This is a genomic window from bacterium, from assembly GCA_024226335.1.
Taxonomy (GTDB): domain Bacteria; phylum Myxococcota_A; class UBA9160; order SZUA-336; family SZUA-336; genus JAAELY01.
Genome location: JAAELY010000234.1, coordinates 35,868 through 49,032 on the forward strand (window position 1 = coordinate 35,868; position 13,165 = coordinate 49,032).

The 13,165-nt window shown below is 62.8% G+C and carries 10 protein-coding genes and 1 tRNA gene; 5 read left to right on the forward strand and 6 right to left on the reverse strand.

The window, feature by feature from the left end; translation table 11 throughout:
- Positions 1 to 98 precede the first annotated feature (98 nt).
- From GY725_11565 to GY725_11575, 3 genes are all read left to right on the forward strand, one after another.
- Positions 99 to 1,175 (forward strand): dihydrodipicolinate reductase, encoded by a 1,077-nt coding sequence (locus GY725_11565; protein ID MCP4004825.1) that lies wholly within the window; start codon positions 99 to 101, stop codon positions 1,173 to 1,175.
- 50 nt (positions 1,176 to 1,225) lie between these two features.
- Positions 1,226 to 3,532 carry a hypothetical protein gene (locus GY725_11570; protein ID MCP4004826.1) on the forward strand — a complete coding sequence of 769 codons (2,307 nt, stop codon included), beginning with the start codon at positions 1,226 to 1,228 and terminating at the stop codon, positions 3,530 to 3,532.
- A 90-nt stretch (positions 3,533 to 3,622) separates the two neighbouring features.
- The gene (locus GY725_11575; protein MCP4004827.1) at positions 3,623 to 5,095 is read left to right on the forward strand and encodes an acetyl-CoA acetyltransferase; all 1,473 of its coding nucleotides are present in this window, start codon (positions 3,623 to 3,625) and stop codon (positions 5,093 to 5,095) included.
- Positions 5,096 to 5,105: 10 nt separating this feature from the next.
- Here GY725_11575 and GY725_11580 read toward each other — a convergent pair whose 3' ends face one another.
- The 4 genes from GY725_11580 to GY725_11595 all read right to left on the reverse strand — a co-directional run bounded on the left by GY725_11580 (position 5,106) and on the right by GY725_11595 (position 7,234).
- Entirely contained in the window at positions 5,106 to 5,636 is a 531-nt protein-coding gene (locus GY725_11580) for a periplasmic heavy metal sensor (GenBank protein MCP4004828.1), read from the reverse strand.
- 27 nt (positions 5,637 to 5,663) lie between these two features.
- The gene (locus tag GY725_11585) at positions 5,664 to 6,062 is read right to left on the reverse strand and encodes a hypothetical protein (protein ID MCP4004829.1); all 399 of its coding nucleotides are present in this window, start codon (positions 6,060 to 6,062) and stop codon (positions 5,664 to 5,666) included.
- Positions 6,055 to 6,621 (reverse strand): RNA polymerase sigma factor, encoded by a 567-nt coding sequence (locus tag GY725_11590; protein ID MCP4004830.1) that lies wholly within the window; start codon positions 6,619 to 6,621, stop codon positions 6,055 to 6,057. Before GY725_11590 ends, GY725_11585 begins: the two co-directional genes overlap by 8 nt.
- 151 nt (positions 6,622 to 6,772) lie before the next feature.
- Positions 6,773 to 7,234 (reverse strand): Spy/CpxP family protein refolding chaperone, encoded by a 462-nt coding sequence (locus tag GY725_11595; GenBank protein MCP4004831.1) that lies wholly within the window; start codon positions 7,232 to 7,234, stop codon positions 6,773 to 6,775.
- 167 nt (positions 7,235 to 7,401) lie between these two features.
- Here GY725_11595 and GY725_11600 point away from each other — a divergent pair, with 167 nt between their 5' ends.
- Entirely contained in the window at positions 7,402 to 9,072 is a 1,671-nt protein-coding gene (locus GY725_11600; GenBank protein MCP4004832.1) for a formate--tetrahydrofolate ligase, read from the forward strand.
- Positions 9,073 to 9,157: 85 nt separating this feature from the next.
- Here GY725_11600 and GY725_11605 read toward each other — a convergent pair whose 3' ends face one another.
- Both GY725_11605 and GY725_11610 read right to left on the reverse strand, forming a co-directional pair.
- Complete coding sequence (locus tag GY725_11605) at positions 9,158 to 9,946, reverse strand: SDR family oxidoreductase (protein MCP4004833.1); 789 nt, start codon at positions 9,944 to 9,946, stop codon at positions 9,158 to 9,160.
- A 179-nt stretch (positions 9,947 to 10,125) separates the two neighbouring features.
- Positions 10,126 to 10,202 (reverse strand) — tRNA-His (locus GY725_11610).
- A gap of 207 nt (positions 10,203 to 10,409) precedes the next feature.
- Between GY725_11610 and clpB the strand changes: the two genes are divergently transcribed.
- Entirely contained in the window at positions 10,410 to 13,028 is a 2,619-nt protein-coding gene (gene clpB, locus GY725_11615) for an ATP-dependent chaperone ClpB (GenBank protein ID MCP4004834.1), read from the forward strand.
- Positions 13,029 to 13,165 lie beyond the last annotated feature (137 nt).

Below are 13,165 nucleotides of genomic sequence, written 5' to 3' on the forward strand. Positions count from 1 at the left end.
TGGTCGAGAGGATTTTTCAATCACTCGATTGACCCGCCGGTAGCGGCTGTGGGAGATTGGTGAACGCGGTTTCGGTCCAGAGCCTCGGAGGTCGTGCTTTGAGTCATCGAGTTATTCAATGGGGTACGGGCAATGTGGGTTTCCACAGCCTGCGCCACATCATCGCTCACCCCGAACTTGAACTGGCCGGAGTTCATGCGCACAACCCGGACAAGATCGGCAGAGATGCCGCGGCGTTGTGCGGGCTTTCGGAGGACACCGGCATCATCGCGACCAGCGATGTCGATGCCCTGCTGGCACTCGAGGCCGACGCCGTGGTCTACACGGTGAAGGGGGAGACGCGCCCTCGAGATGTCATCCCGGAACTCGAGCGGATTCTCTCCTCGGGCGCCAACGTCGTGTCGACGGCGATGATCTTCCTGATATATCCTCAGCACGCTCACGCATCCCTGCGCGATCCGCTCGAAAAGGCCTGCCAGACCGGTCGAACTACTCTCTTCGTCAACGGCGTGGATCCCGGATTTTCGGGCGACGTTCTGCCTTTGACCGCTTTGCAGCTCTCGGATCAGGTCGAAGAGATCCGCGTACAGGAATTCTGCGACTACTCGACGTACGAAGATCCCGAGTTTACGGGCGTGAGTTTCGGATTTGGGCGTCCCGCTGACTACACTCCGCCACTCGCCCTGGCCGGTTCGCTACGGGCGGGTTGGGGCGGAATGGTGCAGCTCATCGCCGATGATCTCGGGATCGAACTCGATGAAATCCACGAGAGTTTCGATCGCCACTACGCAGAAGAATCCTTCGACACTCCGATGATGCACGTGGAAAAGGGCACCTGTGCTGCGGTGCGTTTCGTTCTGGAAGGGAGGGTCGCGGGGCGGGCTGTTGTCGTCACCGAGCATGTAAATCGCTTGGGCAACGACATTGCGCCGGACTGGCCCGCTCCACCTGAAGGTCGACGGGGTGTGCATCGTTGTATCGTGAAAGGCAATCCCGGCGTTCAGCTGGAATGCTTCCTGACCGGCGAGGATGGAGACCACAACACCGGTGGTGTTCAGGCGACCGCGATGCGCGTGATCAACGCGATTCCCGCGGTCTGTGAGCACACTGCAGGTCTGGTGAGCTGCCTCGATCTACCCTACATGCCATCGCGCAATCTGAAGGTACGCAACTGAACGCCGCGACTCTGTTCGCGCTTGCGTTACTTATTCCGGTTCAGTGGATCGTGCTGGGAACCGGGTCGGCGAGCGCAGCGGAAGAGGTCATTCCCCTGGCAGCCTGGCGGGCTCCCCCTCGGGATACGCTTCCCGTCGCGCGTTGGTGGTGGCCCGGGGGTAGCGTCGAGTCCGAGCGGATCGAGAGTCATCTTCGGCAGATCAAGGACGCGGGCTTCGGTGCAGTCGAACTCCAGCCTCTACTGCTTGGACTCGGTGCCGATGATCTGGCCGCGGATCCCGAGCTGCGCAGCGTGGGCCAGGCGAGGTTTCGCACGCGCGTCGCGACTGCCGCGGCGTCCGCCGCGCGACTCGGGCTCGACTTCGATCTGACGCTGGGCAGCGGATGGCCGGGCGGTCTTCCCACAGGAAAGCAGAACGCAGAACGCGAACTCAGAATGACGAGCTTCGACGTCTCTGGACCGCTTCACTTCGAAGGCGCGCTCCCCTCGCCACCGGATCAAAGCTACCGACGAGCGGTGGAGTGGGTACTCGATGTTCTGGGTCCGCCGGACACCGAAGCTGCACTCTTCGTCGTGCTTGCGGGGCATCTCGGACCGGCACGCGGAGGCGTGCCGACGCTGCGAGAGGTTCGCGACATCACGAGCCGGGCAACCGGAGGCCGTCTTGACTGGCGCGTGCCCGAGGGGGCGTGGCGCGTGTTCGTCTTCTACTCGAGTTCGACCGAACACTTCGTCATGGGCGGGGCTTTTCCGGGTGAGGAGGCCGACGCGCGGGTCGTGGATCATCTATCGCAGCGGGGTGCAGATGCTCTGCTAGAGGGTTACGCGAGCCCGTTGATCGATGCGATCGGGTCCGGCCAGGTGCGAGAGGTCTTCGTCGACAGTTTCGAACTCATGGGCGAGTTACCGTTTGCGAGTGGCTTCCGGGACGCGTTCAAGACCCGCATGGGTTACGACCTCACGCCTCACCTGCCGTTGTTGTTTCGCAAGGGAGGCGAATCCAAGTACGGGGAGATGATGGATCTGCTGGGTCGAAACGGGGGGCCGCTCTACTTGGCAGAGCACTCCGGTCAAGCCGAACGGATTCGCGAAGACTACGAAGAGGTGCGGCGAAGTCTGTTCGAAGAGCAGTTCGTGCGACGTTTCTCGGATTGGGCGCGAGCGCGCAAACTCCGGCTTCGGCTTCAAGCGCACGGAGGCTACGGAGACTATCTGGATACCTATGCGATCGCCGACGTGCCGGAGTCCGAAGGCTTGTTTGGCGGTGGAAGTTTCGACTTTCTGAAGCTCGCCGCTTCCGCAGCGCATGTAGCTGGCCGTCGCTGGGCTTCTTCGGAAGCTTTCATCACCTTGCGGATCTTCGGAACCCATCTGTCCGAGGACGAGATGCGCCTGTTGGCCGGGCGCGCCTACTCGGCGGGCATCAACCGCCTGGCGTTTCACGGCGTTCCCTATCCCTACCAAAGGGCCGACGCTGGCATCTGGTACCCGTTCAGCGGCGGGTTTGGCCGCATTCTGGCGGGTCCTCTGCCGATGTCATCGCAGATCGATGCTGCGACGCTCGCGACACTACACGATTTTACTCGCTTCCTGGCGCGAATGTCCGTTGCGATGAGTCGCGGCGAACCCGCTGCAGATCTCGCCTGGTTGCGCTCCGATCCGATCTATCCCGACGCGGCCAGCTTCCAGTTCGGCCGCATCACGGCGCGGGACGGCGAGTCCGAGACGACCCGGGCGTTGCGCGCGCGCGGTCTGGTTCACGATCGCGTCAGTCGGCGAATGCTCGCAGCGGCCCGAGTGGAACAGGGAAGGGTGAGGATCGGAGCGCAGACGTATCGTGCCGTGCTCCTGGACCCAGTCGAGGTCGCGACACCCGCGCTCGTCGAGCGTCTGGTCCGCATCGCCGAGGCGGGGATTCCCGTGCTCGCGTTGGGCGCGTTACCCGAGCGAGCTACGGGATTTCGCGACGCCAAGATGCGCGATGCGCGGGTCCGCGCCGCGCTCGAGGCGCTTTCTGCGCGCGTGCTTCGGGTCGGTCAGACCGATTCGCTCGAAGCCCTCCTCAAAAAGCATGTAAGACCCGGGTTGGTCGAGCCCGTTTCCGGAGAGAACCTGGCTGTCTCCCTCGACAGGCGGCGCATTGAAGCGGGCGACACGCTTCTGCTGGTGAACGAATCCTGGTCGTCCCACGTTGCCCGACTTCGCTTCGTGCGGGCAGGGGGTGAGTTGAGGCGCTGGGATCCCCGCTCCGGTGCCAGTGAGCGGCTGCGCGAAAGCGTCGCAGCGGGTGATGAGATAGCGCTGAAGCTCGAAGCTGCGGAGTCTTTGATCTTGACGTTGAGATCCCTCGAGTGATCGCAAACGAGTCGCTGCGCGGTCCCGGTTTCGAATCGCTCCCGGGCCGTTTATGATGCGGTGCTCCACTGCTGAAGATCGGCGCACCCGATGCTGAATCCGAATACGCCCGTTCTGGTGGGTGTGGCTCAACTTCTCAATCGCATCGAAGCACTCGACGAAGCTCTCGAGCCCGTCGAGATGATGTTCCGTGCAAGTGCCTTGGCCGAGCGAGACACGGGCGCCTCTGGGGTGCTGAAGCAGATTCAATCGGTGCGCGTGATTCGCGGTATCTGGGGCTACGAGAACCCGGCCGCCCATATCGCAGAGCGCGTCGGCGCGCACGGCGCGCAGACTGTAGGCACACTCTTCGGAGGCAACCAGAACCAGGCCATCATCAATCACACGGCGTTGGAAATTCTCGGCGGTGAACTGGATCTGGTGCTGATCACCGGTGCGGAGAACGGTTACAGCGCCAGCAAGGCTCGCAAGGCGGGCGTCGATCTGGCCAGAACATCGGCTCCGGGTGATTACGATCTCTTGATCGGTTCCCAGAAACCCGAACACCACCGGTACGAACTCGCCAAGGGTATTCAAAGTCCGATCCAGATCTATCCGATGTACGAGAATGCAATCCGCTTTCAGCGCGGTGAGACCTTGTCCGGACATCTGGAGCGCGTGTCGGAACTCTGGTCGCGCTTCAATGACGTGGCGCAGGCCAATCCGCACGCGTGGGTGCGCCAGAACGTGTCGGCCGAGCAGATTCGCACGCCGTCGTCGGGCAATCGCGCGATCAGCTTTCCGTACACGAAGCTCATGAACGCCAATATGATGGTCGATATGGGCGCGGCGCTGATCATGTGTTCGGTCGGCAAGGCAAAGCAACTCGGGATCGACTCGAACCGGTGGATCTATCCGCTCGCCGGAGCGCAAGGCTACGATCACTTCTCCGCGTCGGTTCGCGATAACTTCTACACCTCGCCCGGTATTCGAATTACGGGCGCGCGCGTGCTCGATCTCGCGCAGATAGAAGTGGGTGATCTCGCATTCGTGGACCTGTACAGCTGTTTCCCCTCGGCAGTACAGGTGGCCGCCGATGAACTCGGTCTGTCGCAAGAAGATCCGTTGACCGTGACTGGGGGGCTGACCTTCGGTGGGGGGCCCCTCAACAACTATGTCATGCACAGCATTGCGCGCATGGTGGAGTTATTGCGCGTGAACCCCGGCGCCCGCGGGCTGATCACGGCCAACGGCGGAAATCTCTACAAGCACGCGCACGGCGTCTACTCGAGTGCGCCCCCGGAGCGGGACTTCCGGTTTGCCAATGTCCAGGCGGAGATCGATGCCCTTCCGGCTCGCGAATGCCTGCCAGCGTATAAGGGCGATGTCACGATCGAGTCCTATACCGTCATGTTCTCGCCAGACGGACCGTCGATCGGGCACTTTTCGTGTCTGACGCATGAAGGTCAGCGCGTCTGGGCGAACACGAAAGACCGCGACCTCCTGCAGGCGATGCAAACCGAGGAATTCTGCGGTCGCCCGGCCAGGCTGGACGAGCGAGAAGAGATCGCTCTCAGGTCTTGAGAAAAGCGGGCTAGCGTTCTTCGAACGGCGGGGGGCCATCGGGCGGAGGTCCGTCGTGAGGCGGTCCGCCAGGTGGTGGCCTCCGCCCTCCGCGCGGGCGGTTTTCTTCACGGATGCGCACCAGTTCCTCGCGCTGCTCGGGTGTGAGCAGTGCGCGGATCTGTAGCATCGAGCGCAGTCGGTGTTTGTGCTCCGCAGTCTTCAGTTCGCCGAGCGCGCCGACCCGTTCCATGATGGCCGCTTCGTCGGGTCGTTCTTTCTCGAGTAGCTTGCGGATTTCGCGCTCGATGGTGTGGATCTGCTCACGCGACTCGCGGCTCTGCGTTCGCGAAGCCTTCGCCAGTTCGCTGACCTGAGCCAGAGTTGTTTCATCGAGCTTCAGCCGGTCTGCGTGTTTTTCCAGCACACGCTCGAGTGGGGGCGGTCCTCGGTGTCTCCCCTGTCCGCGTCCCGGCGGCTCTGCTCTGGCGATGTTCGCCAGCAGGATCGGCGCGATCAGCAGCAGGACTGCGGAGATGCGCTCGATTCGGGTCAGGTTCATGTCTTTCATTCCTCCAAGCTTCCGGGCTTATACACCGTCGAGCAGCAAGCTTGCGATCGCCGCGTAGTCATCCGGTAGCTCGGCATTGTCCGACTCCGTCTCGTCCAGGGCCGAAGCGGACAGAGTCAGAAGCACTTCTTCGATTGATTGCGCGCTTGCCGTTTCCGAAAGCGGCGCGCCGAGGCCGGGCTGTTCGATGACGTTCGGAACCGCAAACCAGAGTGCGAGTGCAGCGCTGGCCGCAAGCACTGCACCGAGAGGTGCGCGCCAGCCAAGGGTACGACGAGTGAGACGCGCGTCGAGTTCCTCGCGAAAGGTGACGCGCCGCGCCGGGGACATCGGCTCGGGCGTGTAGCCCCCGCGCAGCCGCTCAACGAACGCGGCTTCTTCCGGCGTGAGTTCGTTTAGAGGGTTTTCGTCACTCAAGGTTCTCTCCCGAGGTGGGTTGCAGGTCCGCCAGTTCCTTTCGCAACGCGCGCAAGGCGCGGTGCAGATGACTCTTGATCGTGCCCGGTGCGCGTCCAGCGATCTCTGCGGTTTCCGAGACAGTGAATCCTTCTATGTGGATCAATACGAAAGCCTCGCGTTGGCCGCGCGGTAGTTTTTCGAGAGCGGCGGCGATGCGGCGTTGCAGCCCGTGATCGCTCGGTGCGGCCGGGTTTGGATCCGCGCTCTCATCCGGCATGGCTCCTGCGACCCGCAGGCGAATGGCCTGCCAGCGGCGATGACGCGCGACTTCGCGCAGGAGGATGCGATGGAACCAGGTCGATAGTTTGGCTTCGCCGCGGAAGCGGCGAAGCCCGCGATGGGCGCGGACGAAGGCTTCCTGGACGACGTCCTCTGCCGCGCTGCCATCCCCACCGAGCAGGCGCCACGCAAGCCGGACCGCGGGGTCGCGTTGCGTGGCGACCAGGTCGTCGAATTGCCGCTCCTGCGCGGTTCTCGTGCCCGCTGGCTCTTTTGCATCGATCTGGCTCCTGGCCACCTGCGTTGCCGCTCCCATACCTGTTTGAACCGTCAGGAGCCGGTTCGGGTTGCACGGCATTCCCGTCTGGGATCAGGATAATACTCCCGGCGCAGAGCGCCGGGAGTATTATCTGGGAGGCCAGGGAGGGTCCCCGGGGGGGGGGGAGGGGTCAGAAGTCCCGGCGCGGTCCTTTGCCCCGCTCTCCCCGCTCGCCTCGCTGAGCGCGCTTCTGCTCGTGCTGTTCGCGGAGCTGAGCGCGCTGTTCAGGGGTGAGTAGCGCCGATACGGCCAGCATCGTGCGCAGGCGTTGCTTATTGGCGGCCGTCTTCAATAGACCGACTTCATCGGCGGCCGCCATCACGGCAGCCTCGTCGGGGGTATCGGCCTCGAGCAGGCTGCGCATCTGATCTTCGGCTTCGCGCACCTTCTGGCGCAGGTTTCGTCCCTCGGTGCGCGAACTGTCGAGGATTTCGAATACGGATGTGCGCGTCTGCTCATCGAGGCCGAGTTGCTCGATGGCCTGCTCCATGCCGTGGCCTCCGCCGGGCCGCGCGGAAGCGACCAGGGGCAGGACGATCAACGTCGCAACTGCGAGTGCCGTGAAGCCGATCTTGGAAGGGAAAGGGATCATGGGTGTTCTCCTGGAAAGATTTTGGACTCGTCTACTTGGAACCCGATGAGTCCGGTTCGGATTACCGCAGGTCAGGCCCAAAGCCCGCTTGCCTACAATCGCTCGTGACATTTCTTCCGCGGGCTCGATGCTATCTTCGCGTGAGCTTGGAATCTGAAGGGGGCCCGATGAAGACCGATGTTGAAATTGCCAGAGCGGCTACACCGAGGCCGATCAGCGAAGTTGCGCAGGAACTCGGACTCGGCGAAGACGATCTGCACCACTACGGCCGGGACGTCGCGAAAATCGACCTCGATGTTCTCGATCGTCCGCGACGACGCAAGAGTGCGTCGCGGCTCGTGCTGGTATCGGCCATCACGCCAACGCCAGCGGGCGAGGGCAAGACGACAACCAGCATCGGGCTGGCCGATGCGCTCTCACGGATTGGAGAGTCGGTGTGTCTGGCCCTGCGCGAGCCTTCGTTGGGGCCGTGCATGGGAGTCAAGGGCGGCGCTGCGGGCGGGGGCCATAGCCAGGTGATTCCGATGGAGCGCATCAACCTGCATTTCACCGGAGATTTTCACGCCATCACTGCGGCCAACAATCTGCTCTCTGCGATGCTCGACAACCACATCCACCAGGGCAATGGCCTCGACATCGACGTGCGCCGGATTCTCTGGCGACGAGTGCTCGACGTCAACGATCGGGCCTTGCGTCACGCGATCGTGGGTCTGGGCGGCCCGACACACGGCGTCCCACGTGAGGCGGGCTTCGATATCACGGCGGCTTCGGAAGTGATGGCGATCCTCTGCCTCGCAAAGGATGCCGACGACCTGCGCGAGCGCCTAGATCGCACACTCATCGCGTTTAGTCGTACGGGAAACCCGATCACCGCGCGGGATCTCGGCGCGAGTGGAGCAATGCACGCCTTGCTTCACGAAGCTCTGCGACCCAATCTGGTCCAGACCCTCGAAGGCACACCCGCGCTCATTCACGGCGGACCCTTCGCCAATATCGCCCACGGCTGCAATAGCGTGTTCGCCACGCGAATGGCATTGCACACGGCCGACTGGTGCGTGACCGAAGCCGGGTTCGGTTTCGATCTCGGCGCAGAGAAGTTCTTCGACATCAAGTGTCAGAGTGCCGGACTCGACACCGCAGCGGTCGTTCTGGTGGCCACGATTCGCGCACTCAAGATGCACGGCGGGCGCAAGCGCAGTGAACTGGGCGAAATCGATCCCGACGCGGTACGTCGCGGCCTTCCCAATCTGGAGAAGCACCTCGAGAGTATTGCCTGTTTCGGTGAGCGCCCGGTCGTCGCCATCAACCGATTTGCCCAGGACACGGCTGAGGAGGTTGCCGTCGTGCGCGAGTGTTGTGAGGCGCTAGGAGTTCCCGTGGCCGCCACCGATCACCACGCACGTGGCGGCGAAGGGGCGGAAGGTCTGGCCCGAACCCTCGTGCAACACGCGGAGACGACGGGTGAAGCCTTTCGCCCGCTCTACGACTGGAGCGATGCCGTCGAAGACAAGATCTCGGCCGTCGCCCAGGCGATGTACGGCGCCGATGCGGTTTCGTACACGAAGAACGCCAAACGGGACCTGCGAGAGATCGAGTCCCTCGGTTTCGCGGGACTGCCCGTGTGCATCGCCAAGATCCCGGGTTCACTCTCGGACGACGCCAGGCTTCGCGGGCGGCCCCGCGATTTCAACATCACGGTTCGAGGTATCCGGGTGAACGCGGGCGCCGGTTTTCTCGTAGTCCTGACCGGCGACATCATGCGCATGCCGGGACTGCCGGGTCGTCCACTGGCCGAGAGCATCGACGTGCGAAACGGTCGCATCGAAGGTCTCTCCTAGCCGAGGAACCGGAGTCTTGGGTCCGCTTTTTCATAGTGCTTCTGGGTGAGGCACTGTTCGGGATGACAGGGTTGAGGTGAACACTCTACCCCTTCGGCATACCCGCGTTGCCGCCTTCTTCCCAGGCCCTGTCCCACTCAACCTCTCGAGAGAAATGTTTGAAAATTGGGTAGGGGTGTGAGTTCCAGTAGGTCAGGCCGGTGGGGCCGCCCTTTGGCAGTGTCGCCACAAACTTCGCGTGCGGATAGACCGCTTCGCAAGGCTGCATATGGAGCATGTCGCGCCCCCAGATACTCGAGTTTGTCATGCCGGGAATGATGCCATTGCACAAGATATCGAGATCGAGCGCCCGCATTTCATTGGCCACCGTGCGCGTCAGGATGACTGCACCCGCCTTGGAGGTGCCATAGGGTGACGTCCCGGGCGCTGTGCCCTCTGCGGCGCGCGAAATAACATTGATGATACGGCCAAAACCAACCTGGATCATATGCGGCAAGACCGCATGAGTGAGACGTGCAAGGCCGATCAGATTGACATCAATGACCCGTTGCCACTTGTCGAAGTCCACCTCGTGAAAGGGCGCCTGCCACGCGATGCCTGCATTATTGATGAGGATGTCGATGGAGCCGAAGCGATCCATGGCAGCGCGTACAAGGCCGTGAACATCTTCTGCATTGGCGACGTCGCAGCGCTGTACCAGAAATGTGCCTTCGTGCTCGGTGACCGTTTCCGCAAGCCCGGCTTCGTTCATGTCGCACGCGACGACATTGGCACCATCGGCAGCGAACCCTCTTGCGAGGGCCTGACCAATTCCCGCTCCTGCGCCGGTCACAAGAATGGTCTTGCCTTCAACACCTAAAGCTCCGTCAGTCATATCAAGCCCTTTCTTCGGGGAGCGATGGAATTGCCTGCGGAGCCAAGATCAGCAGGGGCCTCGACAAGGCGGGCGACAGAACCTCTTACGCCCGCCCGGAGCCTCTTACGCGGATCGGTTCCGGACCTGCATGTGATCTTGCCGGTCATTCGGATCGACCGGGTTCTACGCCGGACTCCTGGGGTGGACGAGGGGATTCGAACCCCCGACTTCCGAGACCACAACCCGGCGCTCTAACCAACTGAGCTACGCCCACCGCGAGGAATGTGTCCGTTGTTCTGCGCCGGGGCGCTTCCCGGTGGACACGGGAAGACCATCTTAGGGCTACGCCCCGAATGCCGCAATGTAAGTTTTCGCCGACTTTCGATCCGGCTGCGCGGCGGCGACGATTTGACAGATCAGAGTCCGTGCCCAGACTTTAGGCAGCGGCAAGTGTTGGAAAACGTTGCGGAAAGGGATTTTCATGGATTTGAGCCGGTTGACGCAGAAGAGTCAGGAAGCGATGCAGACCGCCCAGAGCACCGCGGCTCGCTATGGGCATACCGAAGTCGATGCCGAGCACTTGCTGCACTCCCTTCTGTCCCAGGACGGGGGTCTGGCTTCGCGCCTTTTCGAGAAGATGGACATCCCCGTCGCACCCGTGCTCAAACGCGTCGATCAGGAACTCGAGCGCAAGCCGCGCGTTTCCGGGCCGGGCCTGGAGCAGGGGAAGATCTACGTCACTCAGCGCCTGCAGCGTCTTCTGACGACCGCGCAGGACCACGCGACGCAACTGACCGACGAGTTCGTCTCGGTCGAGCATCTATTGCTCGCGTTTCTGTCCGAAGGAAAGGACACGGCAGCCGGTCGCGTACTCGCGGAGTTTGGCGTAGATGACGATCGCCTGCTGGCCGCACTCGGAGAAGTGCGAGGGAAACAACGCGTGACGAGTCAGGACCCGGAGAGCACCTACGAAGCGCTGACCAAGTACGGGCGCGACCTGGTCGCGATGGCGAGCGAAGGCAAGCTCGATCCGGTGATCGGACGCGACGACGAGATCTTGCGGGCGATTCGCATTCTGTCGCGTCGCACGAAGAACAATCCGGTCCTGATCGGTGAACCGGGTGTGGGCAAGACGGCCATCGTCGAAGGCCTGGCGCAACGCATCGTGCGCGGCGACGTACCCGAAGGACTGAAGAACAAGCGCGTGTTCGCGCTCGACATGGGTGCGTTGATCGCCGGTGCAAAATTCCGCGGGGAATTCGAAGAGCGACTCAAGGCTGTCCTGCACGAAGTCACCGAGAGCGATGGGCAGATTCTCCTGTTCATCGACGAATTGCACACGATCGTGGGGGCGGGTGCGGCCGAAGGCGCCATGGATGCGGGCAATCTGCTCAAGCCCATGCTGGCGCGCGGCGAACTGCATTGCATCGGCGCCACAACGCTCGACGAGTACCGCAAGCACATCGAAAAGGACGCCGCACTCGAGCGTCGCTTCCAGACCGTACTGGTCGAGCCCCCCAGTGTGGAAGACGCCGTTTCGATTCTGCGCGGCCTGCGCGAGCGTTTCGAGTTGCACCACGGCGTGCGCATCCAGGACGGCGCGATCGTCGCCGCCGCCGGGCTTTCGGATCGCTATATCACCGACCGCTTCCTGCCCGATAAGGCCATCGACCTGGTCGACGAAGCGTGCGCGACCATCCGCACCGAGATCGACTCCATGCCCTCCGAGCTGGATCAGACCAACCGGCGCGTACTGCAACTGGAGATCGAAGAGACGGCACTCGCGAAGGAGACCGACGCGGCTTCGAAGGAGCGTCTGGAAGACCTGCGTCGCGAGCTGGCGGAAAACCGCGAGCGTCGTGATGCGTTCAAGGCCCGGTGGGAAGCAGAGAAGTCCGAACTCGGCAAACTGCAGACGCTGCGCGAAACGATCGAGAAGACCAGTCACGAGATCGAGGCGGCCGAACGCGCCTACGATCTGAACCGCGTGGCCGAACTCAAGCACGGCGACCTGCCGCGTCTGCAGCGCGAACTGGCAGAGGAAACGGCCAAGCTCGAATCCGCCAATGAAGGCAAACGACTCCTGCGCGAAGAGGTGACCGAATCCGAGATTGCCGACATAGTGTCGAGCTGGACCGGTATCCCGGTGTCCAAGCTCGTGGAGACCGAGCGCGCCAAGCTTCTGCGTCTGGACCAGGTGCTGCACGAGCGGGTCATCGGCCAGGACGAGGCGGTGCAGGCCGTCGCGGATGCGATCCTGCGGGCGCGAGCCGGAGTCCAGGATCCAAATCGCCCCGTCGGTTCCTTCATCTTCCTGGGACCCACCGGAGTCGGCAAGACCGAGCTCGCGAAGACCCTCGCCGCGTCGCTATTCGACTCGGAAGAGAACATGGTTCGCATCGACATGAGCGAATACATGGAAAAGCACGCCGTTTCTCGACTGATCGGCGCACCTCCGGGATACATCGGCTACGAGGAGGGCGGTCAGCTGACCGAAGCTGTGCGTCGCAAGCCATTCTCGGTGATCCTGTTCGACGAGATCGAGAAGGCCCACCACGACGTCTTCAACGTGCTCCTGCAGATTCTCGACGACGGCCGCTTGACGGATTCGCAGGGCCGAACGGTCAATTTCCGAAATACGGTCATCATCATGACGAGCAACATCGGCTCTCCGTTGATGCTCGAAGGGCTCAGCGCGACGGGCGAACTCGCCCCCGATGTGCGCGATGCGGTGATGGGCGAACTCCGCGGACATTTCCGGCCGGAGTTCCTGAATCGCGTGGACGACACCGTGCTATTCAAGCCCCTTCGACTCGAAGAGATCGAGCAGATCGTGGACCTGCTGGTCGCCGACCTGCGGCGCCGACTCGATGAGCGCAAGATCAAGCTCGAACTGAGCGACGCGGCCCGCGAGCTGGTGGCGCGCGAGGGCTTTGATCCGGTGTACGGAGCGCGTCCTCTGCGCCGCTTCATTCAGCGAGAGGTGGAAACCCGGCTGGCCCGCTCGCTGATCGCCGGCGATGCGGTCGACGGCGCCCAGGTGCACGTCGATGCCAGAGATGGGCACCTCGTCGTTGAGATCACGAAGGCCGAGGTCTAGCCCTGATCCGTCCTACCGCCTCGGCGAAAACCGCCTTCGGCTCGCGCCCGAGCACGCGCTTCGCGGTCGTACTCGACCGCGCTCATCCTCACTTGGGTGAAACCCAAGCTCCGGTGAGCAAGGCCTGCGTGCGACCC